The sequence below is a fragment of the Acidobacteriota bacterium genome (assembly GCA_040754075.1).
In the GTDB taxonomy this organism is placed as follows: domain Bacteria; phylum Acidobacteriota; class Blastocatellia; order UBA7656; family UBA7656; genus JBFMDH01.
In genome coordinates this window covers 1-26654 of the sequence record JBFMDH010000036.1, presented here as the reverse complement: position 1 = coordinate 26654, position 26654 = coordinate 1, and the positions used below count along the sequence as shown (strand labels likewise).

The 26654-nt window shown below is 49.9% G+C and carries 23 protein-coding genes; 10 read left to right on the top strand and 13 right to left on the bottom strand.

Features of this window, described 5'->3' with window-relative positions:
• Positions 1-136: 136 nt before the first annotated feature.
• The gene (locus AB1757_26785; protein MEW6130666.1) at positions 137-3151 is read right to left on the bottom strand and encodes a putative LPS assembly protein LptD; all 3015 of its coding nucleotides are present in this window, start codon (positions 3149-3151) and stop codon (positions 137-139) included.
• A gap of 244 nt (positions 3152-3395) precedes the next feature.
• Between AB1757_26785 and AB1757_26780 the strand changes: the two genes are divergently transcribed.
• Entirely contained in the window at positions 3396-4022 is a 627-nt protein-coding gene (locus AB1757_26780; GenBank protein MEW6130665.1) for a hypothetical protein, read from the top strand.
• Positions 4023-4096: 74 nt separating this feature from the next.
• Here AB1757_26780 and AB1757_26775 read toward each other — a convergent pair whose 3' ends face one another.
• From AB1757_26775 to AB1757_26765, 3 genes are all read right to left on the bottom strand, one after another.
• Positions 4097-5515: an aldehyde dehydrogenase family protein gene (locus AB1757_26775; GenBank protein MEW6130664.1), complete on the bottom strand. Its 1419-nt coding sequence runs from the start codon at positions 5513-5515 to the stop codon at positions 4097-4099.
• Positions 5516-5640: 125 nt separating this feature from the next.
• Complete coding sequence (locus AB1757_26770) at positions 5641-6045, bottom strand: type II toxin-antitoxin system VapC family toxin (protein ID MEW6130663.1); 405 nt, start codon at positions 6043-6045, stop codon at positions 5641-5643.
• Complete coding sequence (locus AB1757_26765) at positions 6042-6281, bottom strand: type II toxin-antitoxin system prevent-host-death family antitoxin (protein ID MEW6130662.1); 240 nt, start codon at positions 6279-6281, stop codon at positions 6042-6044. The genes AB1757_26770 and AB1757_26765 overlap by 4 nt, the downstream gene beginning before the upstream one ends.
• An 84-nt stretch (positions 6282-6365) precedes the next feature.
• On the opposite strand from AB1757_26765, the gene AB1757_26760 reads away from it, so the two are divergent.
• Positions 6366-6959 carry a DUF1990 domain-containing protein gene (locus AB1757_26760; GenBank protein ID MEW6130661.1) on the top strand — a complete coding sequence of 198 codons (594 nt, stop codon included), beginning with the start codon at positions 6366-6368 and terminating at the stop codon, positions 6957-6959.
• A 946-nt stretch (positions 6960-7905) separates the two neighbouring features.
• Here the strand turns inward: AB1757_26760 and AB1757_26755 are convergent.
• The 5 genes from AB1757_26755 to AB1757_26735 all read right to left on the bottom strand — a co-directional run bounded on the left by AB1757_26755 (position 7906) and on the right by AB1757_26735 (position 12970).
• A complete protein-coding gene (locus tag AB1757_26755) occupies positions 7906-8490 on the bottom strand; it encodes a hypothetical protein (protein ID MEW6130660.1) in 585 nt (194 codons plus the stop codon).
• A 46-nt stretch (positions 8491-8536) separates the two neighbouring features.
• Entirely contained in the window at positions 8537-9655 is a 1119-nt protein-coding gene (locus tag AB1757_26750) for a hypothetical protein (GenBank protein ID MEW6130659.1), read from the bottom strand.
• A gap of 37 nt (positions 9656-9692) precedes the next feature.
• Positions 9693-9896, bottom strand: coding sequence for a hypothetical protein (locus tag AB1757_26745; protein MEW6130658.1), 204 nt, complete (start codon positions 9894-9896; stop codon positions 9693-9695).
• 236 nt (positions 9897-10132) lie between these two features.
• Positions 10133-11503 carry a sigma-54 dependent transcriptional regulator gene (locus AB1757_26740; protein MEW6130657.1) on the bottom strand — a complete coding sequence of 457 codons (1371 nt, stop codon included), beginning with the start codon at positions 11501-11503 and terminating at the stop codon, positions 10133-10135.
• A gap of 9 nt (positions 11504-11512) precedes the next feature.
• Positions 11513-12970, bottom strand: coding sequence for an ATP-binding protein (locus AB1757_26735; protein ID MEW6130656.1), 1458 nt, complete (start codon positions 12968-12970; stop codon positions 11513-11515).
• Between the two features lie 228 nt (positions 12971-13198).
• Between AB1757_26735 and AB1757_26730 the strand changes: the two genes are divergently transcribed.
• The 7 genes from AB1757_26730 to AB1757_26700 all read left to right on the top strand — a co-directional run bounded on the left by AB1757_26730 (position 13199) and on the right by AB1757_26700 (position 21107).
• On the top strand, positions 13199-14143 hold the full coding sequence (locus AB1757_26730) for a MoxR family ATPase (GenBank protein ID MEW6130655.1): 945 nt from the start codon (positions 13199-13201) through the stop codon (positions 14141-14143).
• 6 nt (positions 14144-14149) lie between these two features.
• On the top strand, positions 14150-15718 hold the full coding sequence (locus AB1757_26725) for a DUF58 domain-containing protein (GenBank protein ID MEW6130654.1): 1569 nt from the start codon (positions 14150-14152) through the stop codon (positions 15716-15718).
• A gap of 84 nt (positions 15719-15802) precedes the next feature.
• The gene (locus AB1757_26720) at positions 15803-18184 is read left to right on the top strand and encodes a DUF3488 and transglutaminase-like domain-containing protein (protein ID MEW6130653.1); all 2382 of its coding nucleotides are present in this window, start codon (positions 15803-15805) and stop codon (positions 18182-18184) included.
• A gap of 109 nt (positions 18185-18293) precedes the next feature.
• Positions 18294-18920: a cyclase family protein gene (locus AB1757_26715; GenBank protein MEW6130652.1), complete on the top strand. Its 627-nt coding sequence runs from the start codon at positions 18294-18296 to the stop codon at positions 18918-18920.
• 6 nt (positions 18921-18926) lie between these two features.
• Positions 18927-19571, top strand: a complete 645-nt coding sequence (locus AB1757_26710; protein ID MEW6130651.1) for a hypothetical protein — start codon at positions 18927-18929, stop codon at positions 19569-19571.
• Between the two features lie 212 nt (positions 19572-19783).
• The gene (locus AB1757_26705; protein MEW6130650.1) at positions 19784-20143 is read left to right on the top strand and encodes a hypothetical protein; all 360 of its coding nucleotides are present in this window, start codon (positions 19784-19786) and stop codon (positions 20141-20143) included.
• Between the two features lie 52 nt (positions 20144-20195).
• Positions 20196-21107, top strand: coding sequence for a carboxypeptidase-like regulatory domain-containing protein (locus AB1757_26700; protein ID MEW6130649.1), 912 nt, complete (start codon positions 20196-20198; stop codon positions 21105-21107).
• A gap of 30 nt (positions 21108-21137) precedes the next feature.
• Here the strand turns inward: AB1757_26700 and lpxK are convergent, their stop codons facing one another.
• The 3 genes from lpxK to efp all read right to left on the bottom strand — a co-directional run bounded on the left by lpxK (position 21138) and on the right by efp (position 24217).
• Positions 21138-22220 (bottom strand): tetraacyldisaccharide 4'-kinase, encoded by a 1083-nt coding sequence (gene lpxK, locus AB1757_26695; protein MEW6130648.1) that lies wholly within the window; start codon positions 22218-22220, stop codon positions 21138-21140.
• Between the two features lie 38 nt (positions 22221-22258).
• The gene (locus AB1757_26690) at positions 22259-23578 is read right to left on the bottom strand and encodes a 3-deoxy-D-manno-octulosonic acid transferase (GenBank protein MEW6130647.1); all 1320 of its coding nucleotides are present in this window, start codon (positions 23576-23578) and stop codon (positions 22259-22261) included.
• An 81-nt stretch (positions 23579-23659) separates the two neighbouring features.
• The gene (gene efp / locus AB1757_26685; protein ID MEW6130646.1) at positions 23660-24217 is read right to left on the bottom strand and encodes an elongation factor P; all 558 of its coding nucleotides are present in this window, start codon (positions 24215-24217) and stop codon (positions 23660-23662) included.
• Between the two features lie 239 nt (positions 24218-24456).
• Here efp and AB1757_26680 point away from each other — a divergent pair, with 239 nt between their 5' ends.
• Positions 24457-25455: a beta-ketoacyl-ACP synthase III gene (locus tag AB1757_26680; protein ID MEW6130645.1), complete on the top strand. Its 999-nt coding sequence runs from the start codon at positions 24457-24459 to the stop codon at positions 25453-25455.
• A gap of 93 nt (positions 25456-25548) precedes the next feature.
• On the opposite strand, the gene deoC is transcribed toward AB1757_26680, so the two are convergent.
• Complete coding sequence (deoC, locus tag AB1757_26675; protein ID MEW6130644.1) at positions 25549-26442, bottom strand: deoxyribose-phosphate aldolase; 894 nt, start codon at positions 26440-26442, stop codon at positions 25549-25551.
• Positions 26443-26654 lie beyond the last annotated feature (212 nt).

The following is a 26654-nucleotide window of genomic DNA, read 5'->3' as shown; positions in this document are numbered from 1 at the left end:
TATAAAAATAGAATACTCAGATAGACAGAGGGTTGTCACGAATCGAGGAAATGAAACAGGTGATGACGCTCGCCTGATCACACAAGATATGGTGGAGTTTCGCTTCGATTAAAAATTCAATAAGAAACAGGTCTGCTTAAAAATCGTTGGCGGCGGCTTTGCGGGCGCGTTTCGCGGCTTTGCGGGAACTGCCGCCACCCCCGCCGAGCTGGGAAAACTGGTCGGTGCCGAAACTGCCAAGCCCTGCAAGCGAGAAGGTGAACGTAAACGCGCTTTCGTTGCGCAGCCCGGCTTTGAAGGTGTTGTAGTTGAATTGAATGCCGCAACAATCGAAGGCATAGCCGAAATAGCTGCGCGAGTTTCTCAGCCTTCCGTTGGAAACTTCCGTGGCGCTCAAAAACTGGTCGGTGAAGTCGTAGCCGATATTCGTGCCCCAGTAAAAGCCTTTGCCTTCGTCGCCATATTGAAAAGTGGTCACCAGTTGATTGCCGGCAAAACTTCCCGGCTCAAAGCGATTGGCATCAAGCGTAATGCGTCGCGATAAAAACCAACTTGATGAAACCGTGAATTTATCTTTGTCATAGCCGCCCGAAATCGTTACGTTGCGAACCACGCCGTCTGTAGAGCCGACATCCATTCGCACGTCCGTGAACAGCACCGATAGCGGTCGATAACGCACCTGAATGTTGGCGGGTGAAAAACTGCGCGCCCGCCCGCCGAAAGTAAACCCGGAAAGCGTATTGATGGGAAAAAATTGATTACGCGCCAGGGGTTTCAACGCCCCGCCGAAGTCGCGGTCAAAAAAATATTTCTGCGCGACTTTGATGGTTAGAAATTCATAAGCCTGTTCGGGCGCATCTTCGTTGGTTGCGGATGCCGCAAGGCGTTCGGTTTCGCTGAGTGTCGCGGTTGACTCGTCAGGTTTGGTTTCCGAAGTTGCCGCTTTGCGATTCGCGTCATTGGTAACCGCGTCTTTATTCGCGTCGATGTCGGTTGCGATGCGCCGGTCGAGTTGATTGGAATTATTCTTCAATTCGCTTGATTCGCCGGTCGCGAGTTTCGGCTTTTTCTCTTTCGTCGCTTTGGCTTCATCGCTTGTTACGTTATCCGTCGGGTTTTCGCCGCTTACCGGTTCACTCTTTTTATTTTTCTTGCGTTTGGTTTCAGGGCGTTCAATTTCCATCGGAAAGGGATTGCCGGGTTGTTGTTGTTTGCGAATTTTTTTATCGCGCCGTAAATCGCTGCTTTCAATCGTAGTGTAAAACCGGTTGACCAAGGCGTATTCAAATTCGTTGGTGTTGGCTACGGCGTCGCGTTCATCGAAACGGATGATTTCATTGAACTCGCTGCCGACGCCTTTGATTAAACGATAAGTGATGTAAGGTTCGATTAAATGTTTGAAACGTCTGGAACCGTCCGCCTTCAAAAAGATTTTCTCAAATGCCGGGGGGCGAATATCGACGGCAAATTCTGCGTAACTGCGCAACAGCGATTGCGGAATAATCGGGTCGAATTGTTCGCGATTATAAAGCGTGATGTTGGGATTGAATTCCGGTAGCAGCGGATTGAGTCGCGGGTCGTCAGGACTGGCGGCAAACAACTCCGGGGTAAATCCCGAACGCAGCGGGTCGAGGCTGCTGGTGTAATAGGTTTCGCGAATCGAGAAACTCGGAGTGACCGCGATGCCTGCAACGGTGGCGAGCGGCACGGTGACTTTCGGTTGAAAATCGAATCGTTGAACGACGGCAGGGGTGACAAAAACCCGGTTGTCATTGACGCTGTGTTCACGTTTCAATGCGCCGATATCGGCATCGAATGCAAAATAGATTGGCAGATTGTCAAAGATGCGGTGTGGATACATGGTCAAATTGATTTCCGGCGCTTGTCGCACTTTGACATCGAAATCAGTGCCGCCAACTGACTCCTGATTCAAACGAAAGATGCGGGTGATTTCATTCGAGGCTAAAAAATTGAAACTGAAATTGCCGGTGTTGTTATTGGCATAAAAGGTCGATTCGCGGCGCGGGTCGATGACTTGGGTGATGTCATCGGAAAATGCCTGGCGGAATTTCAGCGAAGAAACCACAGAGACATTGCCCACGGCAAGCCAACCATGCGGCAGGTATTGAATGGCTTCACCGGAAAACGCCGTGCCGCCCTGATTTTCACCCACAGGTCCAAACAACCGGTCTTTGACGGTGAAGGTGCCAAGCCGCAAATAGGATTTTTCATCGGTCTGCGCGCGAAACTCTGCGCCAAACCCGCTGCCGCGCGAAGTGTAGAGGTCATTGCGAAAGGTGATGTCTGCGGAATTGCCGAGCGTTTGATAGTAAGCATTGCGAATGGTGCGCCCTTTTTGATTGGACGAACCGGTGGTCGGCAGCAAAAAGCCGGATTGGCGTCCGTTGCGTGTGCTTGGTATCCACGCATACGGCAGATAAAAAATCGGCAGGTTTTTTACGCGGAAAATCGCTTTGTTTAAAATCAACCGGTCGCCCTGTTTCAACTCGGCGCGTTTCGCTGCAAAAATCCATTTCGGAATCGCATCTTCGCAAGCTGTCACATCAGCATTGATGAGTTCGTAAATGCCCTCGCCGGTTTTGTGCACCTCTGCGGCAGTGTAATAAATGTACTCGCCGGTTTGTGTGCGGTTGCTGAATCCTGTGGTATCCCAAAACGTCCCGCGTTTGGAAACCAGATTGATTTCGGCGCGTCTGGCGGTGATGCGCTGGTCTTCGCCTTCATCAAAAATGACATTGCCTTCGGCAACCGCATCTTTAGTGGCGTCATTGAAGGTCACGCGGTCGGCTTGCAAACGATAAAGCCCTGCGGTCAGATTGACATAGCCTTCATAGAGATAAATATCGCCGTCTTTGGTCTGTTTATCGGCGGTGACGACGACCACTTCACCGGTAGGAGTTTTCGGCGCTGCGGGTTTTTCTTCGCCGGGTGGTTTATTTTCTGTTTCGGATTTTTGCGATTTTTCCTGTGCCGCCTTGCGTTCCTGTTTTCGGGCTTTCTTATCGGCTTTTTCATCCTGCGGATTTTGTTTGAGGATGTAGATGTATTGCGCGCGGCTGGGGCGAGCGGCAATGAGTAAAATAAAGAGAAGAAAAATTGCTACGATAAGCAATCTTGAATAACGCGCCACAAATAAAAACTCCTCTGAAGTAACGGGCTGGCAGCAGTAAATCCGATGGTAGCACGCCGTTCTTACAGGCGGCAATGTCACTATATCAACAGGGTTTTAGAGAAGTCTTTTCCTTGCATTCTTGATACGTCGAGCATAGGATTTGCGGGTCGCTTCTCAAACTGAAATGAAACCTAAACAGGTAGATTGAAAACCTCCCGATGCTTTACCTGAAAATCAAGAGTTGAATAGGAGTACCCTGGCTATGAACATTAAACAAACCTTTGCCCTCTTTCTGGTTATCACGCTCATGGCTTCATCAAGCTTGGCATTTGCTGATGCCTTGAAATTACATCCGAACGGCTTCGGTGAAAAATCGAAAGCTTCGTGGAAAGCCAAACAAGGTTTGCCCGATAATTGCGGCAATGGCAAACAGGCATTGTTATTTGAAAAGAACACCACGACTGCGACTTTTGCCGCCGGTGTGGCAGTCGTCAATGGACTCGAAGGCAAGGCGGTTGCGGATTTAACCGGACTTTCGTGGGAAAGTCGAGATGATGGGCATTGCAGTGGCGGCGCGCCGCGCTGGGATTTATTTATTAAAGGCGCAAGCGGAACCTCTTATACGGTGTTTTTAGGATGCGCCGGAGCCTCGCATAGCGCCGGAAGCGCCGCGGGATGGACTTTAGACGCCTATTCCTCGGCGGATATTTTGAACCTTGTGGTTGCCGCCGGCGGAGCCGATGCCGTAAACGGAACCATCAGCGGATTGATTATTGTTTTCGACGAAGGCATTGATACCGGTGTAGGCTTTGTTTACCTCGATAACATCAGCGTCGAAGTCAACGGAGAGCCGACCACCTTCACCTCAGCCTGCGATAACGGGCAGTAGTATTGATAAAGAAAAAGTTGGCCTGTAAACGGTAAGTTGCAGACCAACTTTTAAATTCCTACCGAACAACTCTTCTAAAGTTGCAGGGATTTGATTTCGAGATACTCTTCAAATCCGTATTTGCCCATTTCGCGTCCGTGCCCCGATTGTTTGAAGCCGCCGAAGGGAGCCAGCGGATTGAACTTGCCACCGTTGATGTCAATTTGTCCTGCGCGAATGCGCCGCGCCAGACGTTTGGCGCGTTCGACGTCGCCTGACCATACGCCGCCCGCGAGTCCGTAAATCGTATCGTTAGCAATACGCACCGCGTCATCTTCATCTTTGTAAGCAATGATGGAAAGCACCGGTCCGAAAATCTCTTCCTGCGCGATGGTCATATCATTGCTCACATTGGCAAAGACCGTCGGCTTGACGAAAAAGCCTTTGTCCAAGCCTTCGGGTTGCTGTGCGCCGCCGGTCACCAGAGTCGCGCCTTCATCAATGCCTTTTTGAATAAAGCCGCGAACACGCTCCTGTTGGGTTTTGGAAACCAAAGGTCCGAGTTTCGCTTCGCCTGTGCGCGGGTCGCCGACCGTGAATTTTTCGGCGGTCGCTTTGGCGATTTGCACGGCTTCATCATAACGCGATTCGGGAACCAGCAGGCGCGTGTGCGCCGAACAGGTTTGCCCCGAATTGAAATAGCAATTGCCGACGCTTGATGAGACGGCGCGTTGCAAATCCGCATCGTCCAAAACAATGCTCGCCGACTTGCCACCAAGTTCGAGTGCTACGCGCTTGACATTTTGCGCGGCGACTTCGCTCACACGCTTGCCTGCGCGAGTCGAACCGGTGAACGACACCATATCAATATCCGGGTGCGCGGCGATGGCTTCGCCGACAACCGTACCGTAACCGGTGACCAGGTTGAACACCCCTGCCGGGAGTCCCGCATCGTGCAACACTTCGGCGAAAACGAATGCTGTGAGCGGCGCAACTTCACTGGGCTTCAAAACCACCGTGCAACCGGCGGCAATTGCGGGCGCAACTTTGCAGACCACCTGATGCAGCGGATAATTCCAGGGCGTGATGCAACCGATGACGCCGACGGGTTCTTTGACGATGAGCGAATTGTTGACCTGTTCTTCAAACTGATATTCGCCGAGAAGTTTTGCATAAGACCCCATGACCATCGCCGGCATTCCGGCTTGTACGGCGGTCGCCATCTGCAAAGGCATACCGACTTCATTGGCGATGAGATTGCCAAGTTCATTGACTCTGGCTTTCAAGCCTTCGCTGATGCGGGCGATGATGGCGGCGCGTTCTTCGGCTGGAGTCGCAGCCCAGGTGGCGAAGGCGGCGCGGGCAGCGGCGACGGCGCGGTTGACATCTTCAACGGCGCATTCGGGAATGCGTCCCATTACTTCTTCGGTTGTCGAATTGATGACATCAATCATATTTTTGCCAACGGGAGCGACCCATTCGCCATTGATGTAAATTTTGTCATGGATAATCACATCTTGCGGTTTGGAAGCAGTCATAAAATATTCTCCTTAGAATTTTGAATAAGAGCAGTTTTGAGTATTCATAGCGGCGGCTTTCGTTGTCAAGAAAACATCAATGGGGTTTGATTTAAGATAAATTAAGGGTTGGGTTTCGCGCTCCAGATGAAATCCGAAGTATATTTGAGCATAATTGGGTCTGCCGTTAGAAGGGTGAGCGATTCAATTTTGGTTTGAGCAATAATTAATCGGTCAAACGGGTCTTTGTGAATCAGCGGCAAGGAATAAACGGCGAGAACATGATGAAATTCTATTGGAAAACCAATTATACCCGCGCTAAGTAGTTTTTTGGGGAGATAAATATCCGGCGGTTCAGGCAGAGCTATTTTACCAAGCCCATACTTTATTGAGATTTCCCAAGCGCGCGCTGCTGACAGGTATAATTCATTGTTCGTATCCGTCAGCGCATCTTTTCCATCATTGCCAAGTTTATGAGGTTCCAGAAAAAACCACAGAAAACTTTGAGTATCTATCAATATTTTCACTCGCCGCGTCCCTCGAAGTAGGCTTGTATATCATCAGGCAGTGGCGCATCAAAATCGTCAGCCACCCAGCCTTTGCCAGCGTCTTCGCCGAGTTTTCGGCGCGGGCGTTGTTGGGTTGTGACAAGTTTGGCGATGGCTTTGCCGCCTTCACAAATAATTACATCTTCGCCCATACTGACACGCTGCAAGAGTCCTGATAATTGCGCTTTGGCTTCTTCTATGGTGACTTCAATCATGGCAAAACGGTAAAACAACCCTTGTACGAAGTCAATTTCTTATTTTTTCCAACGCGCTCGCTATAATTCCTTTCAGAGTGATTTATGTTTTTGTTGACCCAACCGACTAAAAAACAGGTGCGCGAATTTCTTGATGCGCAAGCCTCGTCCGGGTTCTCTTATGCGGAAGTCGGCGCGTCCAGACACGGCTCACCCATTGGCTACAACAGCGATCATAATCGCATTCAACTCGGCACCGGCGCAGACGCCTTCGCGCTTGCCGTTCAGGCGATCCAACGCTGGCAGATGTTCAATACGGGTTGGGTTAAACTCTATTTCAGCGATGCGCCGATAGCGGTTGGCGCCTGCGTTGCGCCGCTCGCCAGTCATTTGGGATTTTATTCCTTAAACGCCTGCCGCATCGTTTATGTCATTGATGAAAATGATAACGACGTGAACGTAAAAAAATACGGCTTTGCTTATGGCACACTCACGGAACACGTTGAACAGGGCGAAGAGCGTTTTTCAGTTGAATGGCATCACGCCGATAATTCGGTCTGGTATGACCTGTTTGCCTTTTCAAAACCCCGTCATCCATTTGCGCGACTCGCCTATCCTGTGAGTCGCCAATTGCAAAAACGTTTTGCTGCGGATTCCCAACAGGCGATGCTTCGCGCCGTCAAATTTGAGGAGTTGTGAATTTGAACTGCGCAAAAAAATAACCCCTTGCCGGGAAGTTCACGACAAGGGGTTGGAAACTTGAAGGACTCTCCCAATCCTTCAAGGATGAAAAGGGCTAGCGATACAACATCGAATGTTCAAATCAAAACAAGGGACAAAATTTTCAAGCCTTGGCTTTGAAAAAAGCCAGCAGGTTGCAGGCACTGCCAACCTGCTGGGATTAGGCGTTATGGTGATTACACATTCTTAAACTGGTTAACCTTCCCCGGCTTGAGTTTGGTTTCTTCACGTTTCATAAGCGTGACGCAATAGATGCAAGCGGCTTCAAAATTGTGACCTTCGGTGCAGGCTGTCGTCCTCACAATTTGTACCTTCTGCAAAACTCGCTTCTGCGATAGAGGGCGCGCGGCAGGACCGCTCGTCAACCGCGCGCCTGAAATTCAAGACGCGCCATATGCAGGCATGCGGGAAGCGCGTCTTGCTTTCTGTGCGACTTCTCCTGAATCACACAGTCAGCGTCACATAAGTCACAACGGCAACCTCTGTGCCATGAAAAAAGCCTGATTTTACAGGCTTTTTTGCGGGGTTTTAACCTTCTTCATAAAACCACTGAGACAATATGTCACAGTGGCGTGACAAGCTTGAGCAACATCACATCGCCGCCTGCGAATCCTTCTCAGAGCTGCTGGCTCGACTTCCGGGCATTTTTCAATCGACAGGTTGAATGAGGCGTTGGAAATCAGCGCGGCTCGCAAAACCGTTTGTTGAACCGGCGGTTTATGAGCGCGTCGTTGGGAATTACCGGCTTGAACCACGCTCTCAACCGAAATCCATCGCAAGCAGTTCTGATGATTGAATGGGGAAAATGCCCGGAGAAAAAATAATGAGCGATGAAACGAGCGAGCCAGAGGGGAGCGGCATTGTAGGGGTCGTTTCATCGCCCACACTGAAAAGAGCGATACCCTTAACTCGAACTCAATTCTTTGTTGATGCGTTTGAGCATTTCACGCTCTTCTTTACAAATCCGACTGCTGGATTTGATAAACCCGACAATCGTCCCTGAAGCCTCGGCAACGCGCGTGCAATTCGATACCAGTTCGCGTTCGTTCAGGTTGCGAACTTCGGGCGGCAATCTTTTCACCTGCTCGACAAATAATCGTAAAGATGATTCCAGAAATTGCTCCGCCGGACGTTCCTCCAACCAGACACATAGCAGGTCATACGCCAGCGTCTCTTGATCAATGCCGCGCGACCTGGCAATTGCCAGAATTAAATCGCGCTCGGTTTTCGATACGCGCCCTTCCGCCCATGCTATGCGCACCAGTGGCGTCAGCGGCAACAGCGCAACCGTGTCGCGTGTGTAACCTAAGGCTTGCAACAAACGGAGCGATTCCGTATCGCGAATGCCCGCAAGCTGCGCCAGTTCCTGCAACTCCTGCTCTCTTTGAATTTTCTCTCTCATCGCTTCTATTAATGCGTTGCTATGTTTTTGAAATGGATAATCCAGCGGTTTTCGCGATTCGCCAATTATTGCTTCTCTGATCTGCATACTTTAGATTTCCCCGTAATCCGCGCTGACCGCCTATAAAATAAAGTTAAGCGACCTTGCTGGTTTGCACCTGAAACTGCGCCTGTTCGGGCAGGGCATAACGCAAAAGTGCGCCGACGCCGCCCAGTTGCATGAGTACATCGCTGTGGGTGACGACTTCGATATGACAGCCCTGTTGTTCGGCAAATCGCACCATCGCTTCTTTTAAATTGGCAGAGAAAAATTGTTGCGCGTTGAATTCCGATTGATAGATGGATTCCGGTTCATAATCTTTAGCCAACACCAGCACATCAACCTGACCGCGTTCAAGCGCCCGCAAAGTGTCAAGCGTGCCTTGAACCGCAAGCCTGGTAGTCTGAATTTCACGGCGCAAATGTTCGACGACCGCCAGCGATTCGCGCTCTTCCTGTTCAACAAAAGTTGCTAAGGTTGCCGCCACCACATCCGAAATTCGGTCATTGCCGGATGCGGGAATCGTATCGACGAGTTTCATCGCCAGATGCTTGGGCAAGGCGTTTTTAATCTGTGAGGTCATTCGCGGGTTGCCCGCCAGAATCAAATGCGTGTGTTTGCCCGCAATCATCAAGCGGTCGAGCATTTCAATCTTCTCTTTGATGAATTGATAACGCCGGTCGCGCAGGTGATTTTGATAATGCTCTTTGGTCCATTCGCGCCCGACCCGTTTGCGAAGTTCCGGGCGTTCTTTCCACAAAGTTTCCGTGACTTCGCCGAGATTGACTTCCAGGATGCGGGCGCTCTCTTCGGTTGAAAGCAAAACGACGAACCGCGCATAGGTGTCTTTCAGTTCGACCAGATGAAAAATATTCGGCGTCGAATCTACGCTCAACCAGTTGGGTAGCGGCACGCGGAACCGTAGCGGTAAGAAAAATTTGCGCGTGCCGCCTCGGGAAAAGATGGCTGCGCCCTGAGCTTCGGTAAACGATGCGCTGCCAAGATAATCTTCCAGACGGTTCAAGGCTTCATTGAAGCTTTGCCACTCGGATGCCGATAAACTTTTCTTCAAGATGCGCACCCGCTCATCAAAAGCCGCGCGAAACCCCGCTTGGTCGGATTCCAGATTGAGATAACAACTGATGACCGGGGCTTCGGTTTCATCCAGAGTTGCCAGCGTTCGTATGTGCGTTTGTAATTCTTTGAGTTCCATTATTCGTCTTTTCCGGTTTTCAACGATGATGAAAAAATTATTCAACTTGCGCTTGCCTGAAAAGCGCCGCAAACATCTGCCGGGCGCTTTGTTGTTGCCTGGCACGGCGCTGTTTTGCCCACTGCCCGACAACCTCAACGGCATTTTTCACCGCGCGCTTTTCCTGTACAGGCTTTTTAACGGCGAGTTTGGTGTCAGCTTGAACGACGTGCTGGCGTTTGATTAACCGTATGGACTTCATATCATCCTCTTCACTTAATTAATGAGTTCGCTATCGTCACGCTTGAGATTAGGCAACCGATGTGCCGTAAGCAGGTTGAAAAACGCTCGATTTTTGGGCAGTTCTCGCGAGTTTATAACTGCGGCATGAAGACGATGAGGCAGAATGTCTCACTCTGATTGATTGAATGAGACAAAGTTAGACAAACAAAATAGAGCAAGGTTGGATGAATAAAGGTGAATGGACTAATTCCATATTCACAATTCAAAGTTCGGGTCTTGCGCGCGGTATTCATCGAGTTTGCGATGCAGGGTGCGACGGTCGAAGCCGAGCAGTTCTGCGGCGCGCGATTTATTGCCGCCGGTGAGTCGCAAAGTTTCCAGGATGTATTCGCGTTCCAGTTCATACATGGTCAATCGTTTTTCTTTCGCCTGGGTTAATAGTTGCGCCGTGTGTCCGCTGCTTCTGATGCGTTCGGGTAAATCTGCCGGCGTAAGCGTTGTGCCTTCGGCTAAGGCAACGGCGCGCTCAAGCGCATTTTCCAGTTCACGCGCATTGCCGCGCCATTCATAAGCGGTGAGCACCGCGAGGGCTTCCGGTGAAACATTCACTGGGGTCGCGTGATTGACCATAGCAATTTTATTAAGGAAGTGTTCAACCAATAACGGTATATCGAAGGGGCGTTCTCTGAGCGGCGGAATGTGCAGATGAATGACATTCAACCGCCAGTATAAATCTTCGCGAAAGCGATTTTCCTCAACCTCTTTTTCAAGGTCGCGATTGGTTGCGGCAATTACTCGCACATTGATTTCGCGTTCACGGTCTGCGCCAACGCGCCGTGCCGTGCCTTCCTGCAGGACGCGCAACAGTTTGGGTTGCACAGCGAGCGGCAATTCGCCGATTTCGTCAAGAAACAAAGTGCCGCCCTCGGCGCTTTCAAACAGCCCTGCGCGGGCTTGTTTAGCGCCGGTAAAAGCCCCGCCGGTGTGTCCGAACAGTTCGGCTTCGATTAAATCCGTAGGAATCGCCGCGCAGTTGACCGGCACGAATGCGCCTTTGCGTTCAGACATTTCGTGAATGGAACGCGCCACGAGTTCTTTGCCGGTTCCCGATTCGCCGGTGATGAGCACAGTGCTTGCACTGCGCGCGGCGCGCGGCATCAATTTGAAAAGTTCCTGCATCGGGCGTGAAGCGCCGATGATGCGCTGCGGGGCGGCAGGGATTTCGCGCCTCAGTTTTGCCTGGGCGCGTTGGGCGGCGGTTTGTTCGAGCGCCTGTTCAACGGTTTTCAATAAGTCATCGGTGTCAAACGGTTTGGTGAGATATTGAAAGGCACCGGCTTTGACGAGTTCAACCGCCTGTTCGACCGAGCCGAATGCCGTAATGATGATGACCGCAATTTCGCTGCGTTTTTCGCGCGCTGCGGCAAGCAAATCGCTTCCCGACAAGCCCGGCATATTGACATCGGTGATGAGCAAATCGATGGTTTCCGATTGGCGTTCGAGATGCACGAGCGCCGCGCGCCCATCCATCGCGGCAATCGTTTCAAACCCGCAGTCTTCGAGCACGTCCTGCAACAAATCGCGTAAATCGGCGTCGTCTTCGGCTATCAATATTCTTGGGTTCATAATGGTCTTTCAATTTTGCGGCAGATAAATCGTAAAGGTTGCGCCGCCTTCGCTGTTATTTCCGGCTTCTATCCAGCCGCCATGCTCTTCGACAATGCGGCTCGAAACGGCAAGCCCCAGTCCCGTGCCGCTGCCCACTTCCTTCGTGGTAAAGAACGGGTCGAAGATGCGCAATAAATGTTCATTTGCAATTCCGCTGCCATTATCGGATATGCGAATCGAAGCGAACCGCTCGCCATCTTTGATGCCCGCATCAGCCGTATAACGAATGCATAAAAACCCGCCTCCGGGCATTGCCTGTATGCCGTTTAGCGCGATGTTGAGCAACACCTGATTGAGTAAATCGGCATCGGCTTTAACCGCCACGCCATTTTCGGATTCGAGTTTGATTCTAACCCCGGCGCGCGCCGCCTGGGTTTCCAACGCTTCAACAACCGTAGCAATCGCCTGTTGCAAATCGATTTTTTTGAGATTGAGATTATAAGGTCTTGCCAGATTCAACAGGTTACGAATGATGCGCGAAATGCGGTCAACCTGAGCGCGAATGATGGCAAGGTTGCGCTGGCGTTTTTCAACCGGGGCATCGAGACTTTCCTGCAACTGTTTGGCGCGTCCGTCAATCACCTGCAATGGCGCGCCGATTTCGTGTGCCACCCCCGCAGCCAGTCGCCCGACGGTTGCGAGGCGTTCACTGTGGCGCAATTTTCGTTCAAGCTGCAACCGCTCTTCGGCTTCGGTTGCAATTCGCGCGCGTTGCTCGGCAAGTTGGTCAGCCATGCGATTGAATTCGCTGGCGAGAATTTTGAGTTCGCTTCCGCCTCTGTGGACTTTAACGCGATGGCTTAAATCACCGCTGCCGAAGGCAACCGCGCCGCCGAGCAACTCTTTAATCGGATTTGCCAGACTGAAGCGCGTCACGGCAAGCACCACCAGAAACATTGCCAGACAAATTAACGCGCCCAACAGCACGGTGTCCCGGCGGGTTTGCGCGATATGCCGGTTGACGAAGGAAATCGGTTGCGCCACCTCAAGCGCGCCGATGCGTTTTTCATTTACCTGCAAGGGGGCGATGATCGAAAAAACCGTCTGATTGTTGATTTGTCTGACGGTTTCAAAAGCCTTTCCGGTGGCAATCGCCTGTTGCGCTTCGAGCGGGTCTTTGACCTGTTCGGAGTTGATGCTGTTGGAAACCATAGAGATTTCGCCTTGGTCATCGAAGAGAATCACGCAATAAATTTTTTCAATCGAACCCAGCCGGTTGATGAAACGTTGGGCATCAAGCGAACCCCCCGACAGGTAATCCTCTTCAAGCGCCATCTGCAAAGTGATGGCATGAACGCGAATTTCATCACGGGCGGCGTCTTCGAGCAAGCGGGCGCTGTTTTGCGATGTCAGATAGGTCGCGATGACCATGACGGCACTTACGGTCAAGGTTAATAGCAAAATCAAACGCGTACTGGTTCTCATAAAAGTTCCTGAATGTTAAATGGATTCACCATAAAAGATATTGCGTTGAGGGGGTAACAGCAACCGGCTTGCCAGAATTATTTGGTCTTAAAATTTGCAACCGGCTTTTGCAACTTTTTCTCAGGCGCGGCGTTTTCTGAGTTAAATATTCGCGGGTCGCAGATTTTATGCTACATTTTAAGAGCGCCCGTTGATGAAGCGGAAAAAAAGGAGCGGAGAACCAACTTAGTGATAACCACCGCAGGCAAAGTACAGCAACTGCAATCTTCAATTGAAAGTGTCATTCACGGCAAATCCGATGTCGTCGAACTTGCATTGGTCGCGCTGCTTGGCGGCGGGCACCTGTTGATAGAAGACGTTCCCGGAGTCGGTAAAACGACACTTGCGCAAGCGTTGGCTCGCAGTTTCGACTGCTCGTTTCAACGCATTCAATTCACCTCCGATTTATTGCCTTCTGATATTGTCGGACTTGAAGTTTACAATCAACGCAACGGGGCGTTCGATTTTAAATCGGGACCGATTTTTGCCAATGTTATTCTTGCCGACGAAATCAATCGCACGACGCCGAAAACCCAATCCGCATTGCTTGAAGCGATGGCAGAAGGTCACGTCACGGTTGAGCAGAATACTTACCCGTTGCCGAAACCGTTTATGGTGCTGGCGACGCAAAACCCTGTCGAACATCATGGCACTTACCCATTGCCCGAATCGCAACTCGACCGCTTCATGATGCGCGTGCGGATGGGTTACCCCGATGCCGAAGATGAAAAAAGCATCCTGCGTCAACAAACCCTCAATTCACCGGTTGAACATCTGCGCCCGGTGATGAGCGGCGATGATGTGCTGGCATTGCAACGCGAAGTGCTGGAAGTCGCCGTCGATGAATCATTGCTCGATTATTTAATCAACATCGTGCGCGCCACGCGAGAAACCGATATTTTGAATCTCGGCGTCAGCCCGCGCGGCAGCCTCGCACTGCATCGCGCGGCGCAGGCGCTTGCCTACATCGAAGGCAGGGATTTTGTTATCCCGGATGACATCAAACGTCTGGTGGTTCCGGTGTTCGCGCATCGCATCATCGTCAATTCGCGTTACTCGACAGGGATGCGTCGTTCAGACGAAGCGGAAACCGCCCTCAAAGAAATTCTCCGCAACATCAATGTGCCGCTGTGAGGTTGTATGAATCGGCAGGCGATTCGTGATTTCTTCATCACCGTCTTTTTTCTCGGTCTTTCATTTATCATTGCGCTGCTCAGCGCAATTTTAGCTGAACAGTTACAGCCGCGACCGGCAGCCATTGCTGCGGCAATTTCATTGTTGCTGGCGACGGTCGGCGCGATTTACATCATTCCGAGGCTCGCGCGTAATATTCGCCTGGAAATGTTGCGCTTTGCCGTGCGCACCTCGGTTACGGTTGAAGGGGTTCTGTTTTTTGTCTTTTTGACAGTTATCGGGTTTGCCGCCTGGAATACCGCAAACAATTTGTTGTATCTGGTGCTCTCGGCGATGATTGCCTTTTTAATCGCAGCAAATTTAATCGGCAGAGTGACGCTTTCGGATGTTTCGGTGCAACTGCGATTTCCTGACCATATTTATGCGGGCGAACCGGCAAATCTGAATATCAATGTCACCAATCACAAACGCTTTTTGCCAAGTTATAGTTTTGTCGTCGAAGCGTTATCGGATAAAGATGATGATTATGTGAAAGCCAAACGCGAGATTGAAAAAAAAGAGGCGGTGAAATCCGCAAGTAAAAATTCCGAAGATGACGATGAAGATGAAACGACGAAAAACGGACTCGGCAAACTCGCCTATTTCTTATTGATTCCGGCGCGTTCAACGGCGCGGCAACGCATTCAACACACTTTCGCAAGACGCGGGCGTTATCAAATCACCGGCTTTCGTATCGCTTCAAAATTTCCGGCGGGCTTTTTTAAAAAGTGGCGACGCATTGATGCAACCGGCGAAATCATCGTTTATCCAAATCCGCAATCCATCGATGACACTTATCACACATTGCCTATCTTAGCAGGGCAAATTCAAAGTCAAATCAGAGGCTATGGCGATGAACTCTACACCATTCGCCGTTATCTGCCATCCGACCAGATGCGCCATATCGATTGGAAGGCGACGGCGAAAGCCTCGGAAATGATGGTGCGCGAATACACCCGCGAAGACGAACGCCGGTTGACCATCGTTTTTGATACGGTGCGCCGTGTGCCGCGAAAAAAAGCGGAGAAAAAAGCCGCCGCCGAAAAAAATAATTCGCCGGAAAATTCCATCGAGCAATCGGCGAACCAAGGCTTTGAAGAGAAATTTGAAAAGGCGATTATTCAGGCGGCATCGCTGGCGAATCATTTCATCTTTGAACAATCGGAAGTTGAATTGATTACCACCGATGAAAAACTGAACGTGCGCTCAGGCTCAGGTCACGACCACCTTTATAATATTTTGCGGTCGCTGGCAATGTTGGAGCCAATCAATTTATTAAAAGTTGACGGTGAAGAAACTCAGGAGAAGCCTGTGAAACGCGGATTTTTCAGCCGCTGGTTTGGTGCCGATGATGATAAAGCTGAGGAAACGCCAAAGACCGATGCGCGACCGCTTGAGGCTTGGAAATCATTTGACACCGTACCGGTGCTTGCCAACGAACGCCGATACAAAGTGTTAATCACCTCGGCTCCCAAGGGCACGATTCCGGCAAATGTCTGGCGTCGCGCCCACGTGGTATTTATGGAAGACCTTTAATTAGGTCACAGGTATCAGGTTTCAGGTGTTAGGGAATCAATCTTATATCTAACACCTGAAACCTGATACCTAACACCTGCTGTTATGAAGTTCGATACCTATTTCCGAATAACTTCATATGCCTTTATCGGTTCGGCGTTTATGGCGTTGGCATTGACCGGCGAAGTGGATGCGGTGTCGGTGTTGCTCTATATCCTGGCTTTTTTTGCGGCTTTTTATCTCGACACCAAAGGCGTCAGGAAGTGGCGACCGCGCGAATGGGCTTGGCGCTTGCTCACGGGATTGTACATTCCGTTTATGCTGGTGGATTCGGTAATGATTACCAATCGCATATTGGCGCTGGTGCATCTCTCGCTTTTCGCTTCGGCAGTAAAACTCTTTCAGGACAAGGTTGACCGCGACTGGGTGTTTCTTTACCTCATCGCCTTTTTTCAGGTTCTCCTGGCATCAGGTTTAACCTTCAATGCGACATTCATCGCGTCGTTGATTGCTTTTGTGTTTTTCTTTATTTCAACGCTCGCGGCTTTCGAGATACGCCGCACCCGCCGCAGCATTGAAAAAGGTAAAGATGAATCGATCACCCGTTTAAAACCGAAACCGCTGAAGGCGTCAGGCAAAGAAGCCGGAGCGATTTACAAAAGCCCGCGAACCGGACGGGTGCGGTATCTGATGAGCGCGTCAATCCTGCAAATCGTTATCGTTTCGGCATTGGCATTTCCCCTGTTTTTTATGATTCCGCGATTTAACAGCGCCAATCTCGCAGGCAATGTTGGCGAAGGCGAAACGCTCACGGGTTTTTCCAATACCGTCGAACTCGGTAAAATCGCCGAGATTAAACAAAGCCCGCGAGTGGTGATGCGGGTGACTTTAAATAAACCACCCGTCAGATTCCTGCGCTGGCGCGGTGTGGCGCTGGAACATTACAACGGCAAATCCTGGTCGGTTGTGAAAATGGACAACCGTTACAGCGGTAGATTTCAAAATCAGGATAGTAATAACGAAGATAGGGATAGTGATACCAGTTTTGAACGCGCACATTTTTTCGATTATCCGCTTTATGAACAGCCAACCAAAGATGACATTTTAGAACAGCAAATCCGTTTGGAGCCGCTGGCGACCACGACGCTGTTTGCCGCCCGCACCCCGCGAACCTTGCGAGGACGGGTCTCAATGGTTTTGCAGGATAAATATTCGGGTGCCTTATCGAGCACAGGAATTCGCGGGCGGTTTGCCTATTCAGTAGCATCAAATGTCAGCGCACCTGGCGAAGATGAACTGCGCGTTGATAATTCCACAGACTATGCAGATGAAATCGCACGCATTTACCTGCAAAAACCCGAAGGCTTCGACCCGCGAATCAGAAAAAAGAGCCTCGAAATTATTCAACAAGCCAATGCCAGAACCAACTACGACAAAGCCCTGGCAATTCAAAATTATTTAAAGACCGACTTACGCTATACGCTCAATTTAAAAATGAGCAGCGCCGACCCGCTTGCCGAATTTTTATTCGAGACCAAAGAAGGCCATTGCGAATATTTCGCGACAGCAATGGTGATGATGATGCGGTCAATTGGCATCCCTGCGCGCATCGTCAACGGCTTTCAGATGGGTGAATATAATTCGCTCAACGGGTCATACACCGTGCGCGAAAGCGATGCCCATTCCTGGGTTGAAGTGTTTTTTCTGCATAATGAAAACGCCGCCAGTATCGCGCAAACCCCGGCATCGCCCAATGTGACAAGCAAAGAGGTGGAAACCCACGGCAAAGGCATCTGGGTTGAATTCGACCCGACCCCATCGGCGGGCATCAACGATTATTCGCAAGGTGGGTTGAGAGCCTCGCTTAGAAAATACATGGATGCGATGGAAGTGTTCTGGCTTGATTATGTGGTTACGTTAGACCGCGATGAACAAGCCTCGTTGATGGTCGAAATTCAACAGCGCATTCTGCAAATTAAAAACACTTTCCTTGATTATTACAAATCGGTTAAAAACTGGTTCAAAAAAATCATTCAAAGCGTAGCGGGCGCGCCGCAAATGAATATGGTCGCGTGGGTAAAACTGGGTGGGGCGCTGGTGATTTTATTATTGCTGATAGCCGCGATTTTACTGACGCTCGCCTATGCTAAACGCAAACGCCAGATGCCGACCGGTTATAACCCTTGGTGGTATCGCTGGTTTATCGCGCCGGTTTTGCGCCGAATGCGTTTCAGAAAGCGCGACCATCGCGCTTCGGTGGTGTTGTTTTACGAGCAAATGTTAGCCGTGGCTGCGAGAGCCGGTCTGGTTAAAACCCCTGACCAGACGCCTCTGGAATTTGCTACGGCATCGGGCTATCCGCAAATTGGAGAGATTACCGCGCTCTATAATCGCGTGCGTTTTGGCAATACTCAACTTGCCGAAACGGAAGTTCGCAAAATCGCGACCTTGCTTGCCGATTTAAAACAGGCGATTCATCACCGATAAAAATTTCCGAACTCGAAACCGGCTATGGTAGCCGGTTTTAACTGACCTGCTTTGACAAGACGTGAGTCGGTAACATAGCATACCTCGCACGACTGGAGAAGTTAAGGTTATGAAGATTTACGATGTCACAGTCCCCATTTCCAAAGAACTGATAGTTTATCCGGGCGACCCTCCTATAAAAATCAAACGCGCCAAAACTCTGGGCAAAAACGACGCGGAATATAATTTGACGACATTTTCTTTCGGGGCTCACACTGGCACTCACATTGATGCGCCGTTTCATCTTTTTGCAGACGGAGCTAAGGCAGACGAACTGCCGCTTGAAATGTTAATCGGTCCGGCGCGCGTTGTGGAAATTACTTCACCGCGCATTGATGAGGAGGCATTGCAGGAATTTGATTTAATGGCAGATGTCAGACTTTTATTCAAAACCCGTAATTCCTACCTTTGGGGAAAAAATGAATTCGTTCAAGAGTATGTTTATATCACCCTTGATGCCGCCAGGTATTTAATTAAAGAAGGTGTCAAACTGATCGGCATTGATTATCTATCGATTGAAAAATTCGGCAGTAATGATTTGCCGGTTCATAAAGAATTTTTGAGCGCCGGAACCATTATCGTCGAAGGCTTGAATCTGCGCGATATTGAGCCGGGTGATTATGAAATGATTTGTTTGCCTTTGAAGGTTACGGAAAGCGATGGCGCGCCTGCCCGCGTCATCTTACGGCAGAGTTAATCGCCAATGACAGATGCGGAATTTATCAACCTGGTAGATAAAAATCGAATCATCGCTTTTTTGCGTGCCGATTCCGCTAACACCGCTTTGCGTGCTGCCGAAGCCGCAATTATAGGCGGCATCAAAATTATCGAAGTGTCGCTGGAAACGCCCGGCGAATTTCGCGTCATTGCAGAACTCGGTCGTCGGTTCGGAGACCGCGCTTGTATCGGCGCGGGCGCGGTAATCCATGAAGAACAGATTGACCGCGCCGTGAAAAGCGGCGCTGAATTTATCAGTTTACCGTTTACCAATAATCAATTGATTGATGCCTGTCGCAGACGTCGGGTGTTTCCTTTGATTGGCGCGCTCACCCCCACAGAAATATTTAACGCCTGGCTTGCAGGCGCTTCGTTGATTACGGTTTTTCCCGTCTCACAGGTCGGCGGCGCTCAGTATATTGCGGCGCTCACTTCACGAATGAATGGCATTCGATTGCTGGCATCAGGCAATGTCGCCCCCGAAGATGTTGCCGATTATTTTTCGGCGGGCGCATTTGCCATCAGCGTCGGCAAACGCCTGTTCACCAAAGGCGATCTACAGAATCAAAATTATGTCGCCATCGCCGAACGCGCCCGCGGATACCGGTTGCAGGCGGGCGTCAGCTTATAATTTTTCGCCTCAAATCCTCTTTATATTCTGGTTTGTCATTCACCTTTAGCGTCTCTCTGCACACCAAATGGGTTACTTTTAAACAGCCAATTTTTTCTGCAATCTTTAAAAACTTCGATTTTTCGGGCATTTTTGCCAATTTACTCACTGGCACGCGCTTTGCCGAACTAAAAGAGGCGAAAGCAAAGTTCAAACAATCGGAGGACAAAACGATGATGAAAAAGTTAAGCATTGCAATGTTAAGTCTGGTCATAATGTTTGGTGCGGTGAATGCCGTGAACGCTCAGAATTTTGGTGGCAGCATGTCAACCAAAGATAAGGTGAAATGGATTGGTGGTGCGGCTGCCGCAGGCGCGGTCATCGGCGGATTGCTGAACGGCAAAAAGGGCGCGGTTATTGGCGCAGCGGTTGGCGCAGGCGCAGGCGCAGGCACCGTTTACATCAAAGGCAAACGCGAAGAAGAGCGTTATGGTCGATATTATGACCGCCGTTATCGCGACAATGACCGTTATGAAAACGGTCGCTACAGAAATTACAGCCGCTTTGATAATAATCGCAGAGGCTGCCGCTAATCGGCTATCGCTTCTCGAAAGCCACCTCTGATAAGCTAAAGCCATGAAAACGGTGGCGAATAGAAATAAAATTTGGGTTGTGCCGCTAACAGCATTTACTTTGTTGTTAGCGGTTTTATTTTTTGCGGAAACGCTTACCGCTCGCCCACAAGCTAAACTGGAGAAGCGAAAAATTGTCGCAATCGCCAAGCTCACGGGCACGCGCGAAGGTTTTCAAGTTGTTACCTGGCAAACCGCTCATCCCCCTTCGCAAACCCTGCCCTATGCCCAGGCGCATCTGGCGATTGAAACCCTGGGGAAAAAATCACAGGTGGTGTGGCAGACCGATGGCGGCGACGCGCAGTACCTGGTTGACAGTATAAAGATTGTTGATTTGGATAAAGACGGGATGCCGGAAATTCTGAGCCTCTGGTGGGTGGGTGTTTCGGCGGGCGCAAAACTTAGAATCGTTCATTGGGACGCCGATAAAAAGGTTTTTGACGAAATTGCTTCTGAAATAGAAGGCATTCACGCTTATCAAGTTTCGCCGTCAACTCGCAAAATCCTGGTTTATTCGCGTGCCAGCCGAACACCGGAAGCCTATCAATTGAAAAACTCAGCCCTGATGTTGATTGAGGAAAAACGAGGTAAACCATCGGTGACCAACCCAACACAAAATGAATGCGGCATCGAAGGCGAAACTGTTATTGGCCCTGTCAAACCTGTGGTTCGCGCAGGTGACCCGACGCCTAACACCGCACCTTTTCAAACAACACTGGTCGTGGTTACGGTTGGAGATGGGCGTGAAGTGGCGCGCTTCGACACCGGCAAAGACGGCAAGTTCCGCATCAAATTACCGCCGGGCGAATACCTTGTGAAGCCTGCTGTCCAAAGCAAAATGCAACGCGCCGGCGAGCAGCAGGTCACTGTGGTCGCAGGAAAATTCGCTCACCTTCGCATCGAATTTGATAGCGGAATTCGCTAGGTGACATAGAAATTGTTAGTGATAAAAACTTCAGGCGCGTTTCTGTATCAAGGCTCTGAGCAATAAACTTTTGAGTCGCACTTCGTCATCGCCTTGCAGTTCCAATTGCGCAGCATAAATCGGCATCGTTCGATCAAACTGCAACCCTTCTAATCGCACAGCATCTTTTTCCGTCGTAAAAATCCCATCGGCTCCTGCGGCGCGCGCAGCCGCTATCACCGTCTGCAAATCTTTCTGCGTGTACGCGTGATGGTCAGCAAAAAAATTTTCCGCAACCACATTCAATCCGCCTGCCATTAAATCATCGGAAAAAGCTTGCGGATTGCCTATGCCACACATCACTGCGATGTTCCAGCCCACAAAAGCATCGGCTTCGTAAATCTCATTGGTTTCAAGATGCCGAAATCGGTTTATCGTTGAATAAAAATAGAGGATGGGAATCTCATCGCCGCACACCTGTTTGATGATGGCAAGCGTTTGCCCCTGGTCAAACGGGCGGTCAGCGCGTGTGATAATCACGACATCGGCGCGTTTCAAAGCATAAAGCGGTTCGCGCAACTCCCCGAACGGAACCATCTCGAATTCGCCGAATGGATTGGTCGCATCAAGCAACAGAATATTCAAATCACGCGCCACCTGTAGATGTTGATAACCATCATCCAATATCAGCACATCACTATCAAAGATTTGCTTTGCCCAGATACCTGCTTCATAACGATTTTTATCAATAATCACGGGCACATCAGGCATCGCGCGCGCCAGCATCAAGGGTTCATCGCCAACCTCGGTATAACTTTCAACATTTTTGATTTGTGTTTGTTGTTGCGAACTCGTAGATAAGTTTTCCATCTGCTGGCGCGAATCATTCAGCACGCGGCGGTCTTTTGATTGACGCCCATAACCGCGTGTGAGGATAGCAACCGCGCGGTCTTCGCGGGTTAAGTAACGCGCAATGTAATTGACAAAAGGCGTTTTTCCGGTGCCGCCCAGAGTGATATTACCGACACTGATGACAAAGGCATCAAGCTTTTGGGTTTTCAGATAAGCGGTTTCATAAGCCACAATGCGCAACCGCACCAGCAGTTCATAGAGTTTTGCGGGTAGCCACAGCATTGCGCGTTTGAACTTTTCCTGTTTGCCAATCATTGCAATTAAGAGTGCATCATTTCCCGTAGGGCTGCAAAGACGCAATCGGTGGTGCCGCGATTGGCAAGCAGAATATCAAAAGCGCGTTTTCCGAGCGCCTCGGCTTGGTCAGGGTTTTTGAGCAAATGAGAGAGTTCGTCAGTGAGTTCAGGCAAACTCGCTGCGCCTGCGGATTTCAATTGCCGAATGGCATTGGCTTGCGAAAAATCGGCAATGATTTGCCGGAAATTTTCGGTGTGCGGACCAACGATAATCGGGGTTGCATTGGCAGCCGGTTCGAGGATGTTATGCCCGCCTTTGGCAACCAGACTGCCGCCGACGAAAACCGCGCGAGCGAACTGATAAGTGGCAACCAGTTCGCCGATTGAGTCCAGCAAAATGACTGCTGCATTTTGTGATTGCGTTGTTGGATTTGAAGTTTCCGAACGGCGAACGAATGTCAGACCTGATGTGGCAATCAGATTCGCGACTTCATTGAAGCGTTCCGGGTGACGTGGCGCAATGAGCATCCGCGTATTTTCAAGCGGTGTAGTTTTCCGAAGTTCCAGCAACGCATCCAGCAGTATGGCTTCTTCGCCGGGCGCTGTGCTGCCTGCAACAATCAAATGCTCAGTTGCCGAAAGGCTGAATCGTTCATCTAAATTTTTGCCTTTCACATTGGCGGTTTGATTGGATAAATCGACATCGTATTTTAAATTTCCGCAATCGCGAACCTGTGCCGGATGCGCGCCAAGCGCAATTGCGCGTTCGCTGTCGCCTTCCGATTGCATGACGAGCAGAGAAATTTCATTGAGAATGCTGGAGATGAAACGCCGGATAAACGAATACCGGGCAAATGAACGTGGCGAGATACGTCCGTTGACGATGGCGGTTTTGATGCCACGCAAGTGGCATTCGTGCAGAAATCTCGGCCAGATTTCGGTTTCAAGGATGATGACGACAGCAGGGCGCAGGCGATTGAGCACACGACGGACGGAAAATTTCCAATCGAAGGGAAAATAAAAGACCGCGTCGATTTTTTGTGGGCATTCTTTGCGTGCAAGTTGTTGACCAGTCTGCGTGGTGGTTGAAACGACCAGGCGGAATTCAGGCATCTCTGTTTTGATTTTTTCAAGCAACGGTCGCGCCGCGTTGAATTCGCCTACAGAAACCGTATGTACCCAAAGGGTCGGATGTTGAGTCTGGTTATTAAGCGATTCTGGTAAAAAGCCCAGTCGCTCTTTGAAGTTGTTGAAATATTTTCCGTAACGAAAAGCCTGATAGAGGAAGTAGGGCGCGAGCAGTAAGAAAAAACAGGAAAGCGCGAAGCTGTAAAAGAAAAACATTATTGATAACAAGTCAGACAAGCAAGACGTGAAACTGGCTGCCGCAGCCGATTTCACGTCTGCTACTGAAATCAAAATGATTTATTTTGCGCGTTCAAGATAAACGCCCTTTGTCGGGTCAACACGAATGCGGTCGCCTTCTTTGATAAATGGCGGCACCTGAATGGTGACACCGGTTTCAAGCTTTGCCGGTTTCGGACTGTTAGATGCGGTTGCGCCTTTGAGTTCGGGCGGTGTTTCAATCACGGTGAGTTCAACGGATGCCGGAAGTTCAACGCCAAGCGGCGAACCTTCAAAAAATTCGACTTGGATCTTTGCGCCGGCGACCAGATAATCCATTGCATCGCCGAGGGTTTCGTTATCAAGCGCGACCTGATCATAGGTTTCGGTATTCATGAAATGATGCATGTCGCCATCGGAATACATATATTCCATTTCATGCTCTTCAAGCATCGCCCGTTCGATGTTTTCAGTTGAACTGAACCGGACTTCCGTTGAGGAACCGGTTTTGACATTGCGCAGTTTCGCCTGCACGAAAGCGCGGAGATTTCCGGGCGTTCGATGTTGAAAATCCATCACCCGATGCGGCGCATTGTTGTACATAATAATCATTCCACGTCTAATATCGTTTGCTTGCATAAGTGAATTTATTCCCTTCTCAAAGTGTTATTCTATATAGTAATAATTTGGCGGTAAAACCAACCTTGTAAAATACCGCATCGCAAATGAATGTTGCAAGGATGTTGGCGATACTTGCCGGAGGCGGCGATTGCTTGCATCTGAAAAGATGCCGATGCTAGTATCGGGCTTAATTTAAACGACGATTTACTGAATACACCGCAAGTGAACCGAAATTTTATCGAGGAGTTTTATTGTTAATGAAAGCGACACGCAGAGCAAAAATAACCGCGCTCGGACGTTATGTTCCGCCGAAAGTCGTCACCAACCATGATTTGGCGAAACGCGTGGATACCAATCACGATTGGATTGTCGAGCGCACAGGCATTTATGAACGCCATATGGTCGAAAAAGGCACAGCCACTTCTGACCTAGCCGCAATGGCTGTGGATGACATGCTGAAACAGCGCGGCATCGAAGCCGACGAAGTCGACCTCATCATTGTGGCAACCGTCACCCCTGATATGTTTTTTCCAGCGACCGCCTGTTTGGTACAAAACAAAGTAAGGGCGAATCGCGCCTGGGGGTTCGACGTGTCGGCCGCGTGTTCAGGATTTCTTTATGCTTTGACGGCAGGTGCACAATTTATTGAATCAGGTGCCCATAATAAAGTGGTGGTGGTTGGCGCTGATGTCATGTCCAGCATCATTGATTTTGAAGATCGCTCAACCTGCGTGTTGTTTGGCGATGGCGCGGGCGCAGTGTTATTGGAACCCAGCGAAGATGAAAGTTTAGGTATACTGGATTTCGGACATGAGGTTGATGGTTCGGGCGGAAAACATCTTTATATGCCAGGCGGCGGAAGCCTCAACCCTTCATCACACGAGACGGTTGAGAAAAAGATGCACTACGTTCATCAAGAGGGACAGGCGGTATTCAAATACGCGGTTCGTAAAATGGGGGAAGCCAGTAAAGCAACGCTTGAGCGTAACGGACTTGAAGGCAAAGACATTGATTTATTTATAGCCCATCAGGCGAATTTGAGAATCATCAATGCAACGGCTGACAAACTCGGACTGGATGAAAGCAAGGTTGTCAAAAACATTCACAAATTTGGCAATACCACTGCCGCCACCATTCCCCTTGCAATCGGCGATGCCATTGATGACGGTCGATTGAAAAAAGGCAGCCTTGTGCTGTTTGCAGCCGTCGGCGCAGGCTTTACGGTTGGCTCTGTGTTAGCGCGCTGGGCTTATTGACAATTGCGATGGTCGAATAAATTTTTCAGGCGCGAGTTGAATAATGATTCAATCGCGCCTTTGGTTTATTAAAAACTTAAATCAGGTGATGACCTAATAACTTGTTGCTGCCTGTGCGCTGCTGGTTTTTAAACCGGATGCTTCCTGAAAAATTTTCACGCCGACGCTGGCACCAATGCGGGTTGCCCCGGCGCGAATCATATCTTGTGCCTGTTGATAATCCTTAACGCCGCCTGATGCTTTCACCCCCATGATACTTCCTACGGTGCGTCGCATTAATTCAATATCGGCGACGGTCGCTCCGCCTTTGCTGAACCCCGTGGATGTTTTAACGAAATCCGCGCCCGACTGTTTCGAGAGCAAACAGGCTTTCACCTTCTCGTCATCGGTAAGCAGGGCGGTCTCAATGATGACCTTGCAGAGGCAATCCGCTTCGTGTGCGACATCAACCACACCTTTAATATCACGCAACACCAGTTCATCATCGCCCGATTTCAAGGCACCAACATTGATGACCATATCAAGTTCGGTTGCGCCATCAAAAATTGCCCGGCGCGCTTCATAGGCTTTGGTGTCAGGGACATTCGCGCCCAGCGGAAATCCGATAACTGTACAAATCTTCACGCCGCTACCACGTAAAGCACAAGCCGCTTCGCGTACCCAGATGGGATTGATACAGACAGATGCAAAGCCATAGCGCGCGCCTTCTTCACAAATTTTTAAAATGTCATCGCGTGACGCTTCGGGTTTAAGTAAGGTATGGTCGATATACAAAGCAACTTTGCGCGCGGCTTCGCTCTCTGCGCCGCTCAGCCCAAAACGAATGCCGCCGTGCGCAAGAATCGATTGCATCCGATCAGGACATTTCACAAAACATTCATCGTGACATATGCTGCATTCATTGCTGCCGGCGTTTGAACTTAATCGCGAAAGAATCACGTCGGTGATTTGCGAAACCAAATCTTCAATATTGAATTCGTTCGACATCATAGGAAATTAAATAATGCTTTTTGAAATTACACCGCGTTGATGAGTTTTTTTATTTCTACTGTCAACGGAGAGAGATATTATCTGCGAGCAATTCATGAAGTCAATTGAGCATATTAAACATCAAAAGCGTGAATGTTGGTTGGGCGGAACATCGTTCGGTGAAACTGGCTCCTGTAGCCGGTTTCAAGGTGCGCACCTTGAAACCGGCT

Excerpts from the sequence above, each read along its gene's own strand:
- AB1757_26690 (MEW6130647.1), bottom strand. The coding sequence starts at position 23,578 with ATGTTTTTCTTTTACAGCTTCGCGCTTTCCTGTTTTTTCTTACTGCTC.
- AB1757_26735 (MEW6130656.1), bottom strand. The coding sequence starts at position 12,970 with ATGAGAACCAGTACGCGTTTGATTTTGCTATTAACCTTGACCGTAAGT.
- AB1757_26725 (MEW6130654.1), top strand. The coding sequence starts at position 14,150 with ATGAATCGGCAGGCGATTCGTGATTTCTTCATCACCGTCTTTTTTCTC.
- AB1757_26780 (MEW6130665.1), top strand. The coding sequence starts at position 3,396 with ATGAACATTAAACAAACCTTTGCCCTCTTTCTGGTTATCACGCTCATG.
- efp (MEW6130646.1), bottom strand. The coding sequence starts at position 24,217 with ATGCAAGCAAACGATATTAGACGTGGAATGATTATTATGTACAACAAT.
- AB1757_26760 (MEW6130661.1), top strand. The coding sequence starts at position 6,366 with ATGTTTTTGTTGACCCAACCGACTAAAAAACAGGTGCGCGAATTTCTT.
- AB1757_26755 (MEW6130660.1), bottom strand. The coding sequence starts at position 8,490 with ATGCAGATCAGAGAAGCAATAATTGGCGAATCGCGAAAACCGCTGGAT.
- deoC (MEW6130644.1), bottom strand. The coding sequence starts at position 26,442 with ATGTCGAACGAATTCAATATTGAAGATTTGGTTTCGCAAATCACCGAC.
- AB1757_26750 (MEW6130659.1), bottom strand. The coding sequence starts at position 9,655 with ATGGAACTCAAAGAATTACAAACGCACATACGAACGCTGGCAACTCTG.
- AB1757_26720 (MEW6130653.1), top strand. The coding sequence starts at position 15,803 with ATGAAGTTCGATACCTATTTCCGAATAACTTCATATGCCTTTATCGGT.
- AB1757_26680 (MEW6130645.1), top strand. The coding sequence starts at position 24,457 with ATGAAAGCGACACGCAGAGCAAAAATAACCGCGCTCGGACGTTATGTT.
- lpxK (MEW6130648.1), bottom strand. The coding sequence starts at position 22,220 with ATGCTGTGGCTACCCGCAAAACTCTATGAACTGCTGGTGCGGTTGCGC.
- AB1757_26740 (MEW6130657.1), bottom strand. The coding sequence starts at position 11,503 with ATGAACCCAAGAATATTGATAGCCGAAGACGACGCCGATTTACGCGAT.
- AB1757_26715 (MEW6130652.1), top strand. The coding sequence starts at position 18,294 with ATGAAGATTTACGATGTCACAGTCCCCATTTCCAAAGAACTGATAGTT.
- AB1757_26710 (MEW6130651.1), top strand. The coding sequence starts at position 18,927 with ATGACAGATGCGGAATTTATCAACCTGGTAGATAAAAATCGAATCATC.
- AB1757_26765 (MEW6130662.1), bottom strand. The coding sequence starts at position 6,281 with ATGATTGAAGTCACCATAGAAGAAGCCAAAGCGCAATTATCAGGACTC.
- AB1757_26705 (MEW6130650.1), top strand. The coding sequence starts at position 19,784 with ATGATGAAAAAGTTAAGCATTGCAATGTTAAGTCTGGTCATAATGTTT.
- AB1757_26745 (MEW6130658.1), bottom strand. The coding sequence starts at position 9,896 with ATGAAGTCCATACGGTTAATCAAACGCCAGCACGTCGTTCAAGCTGAC.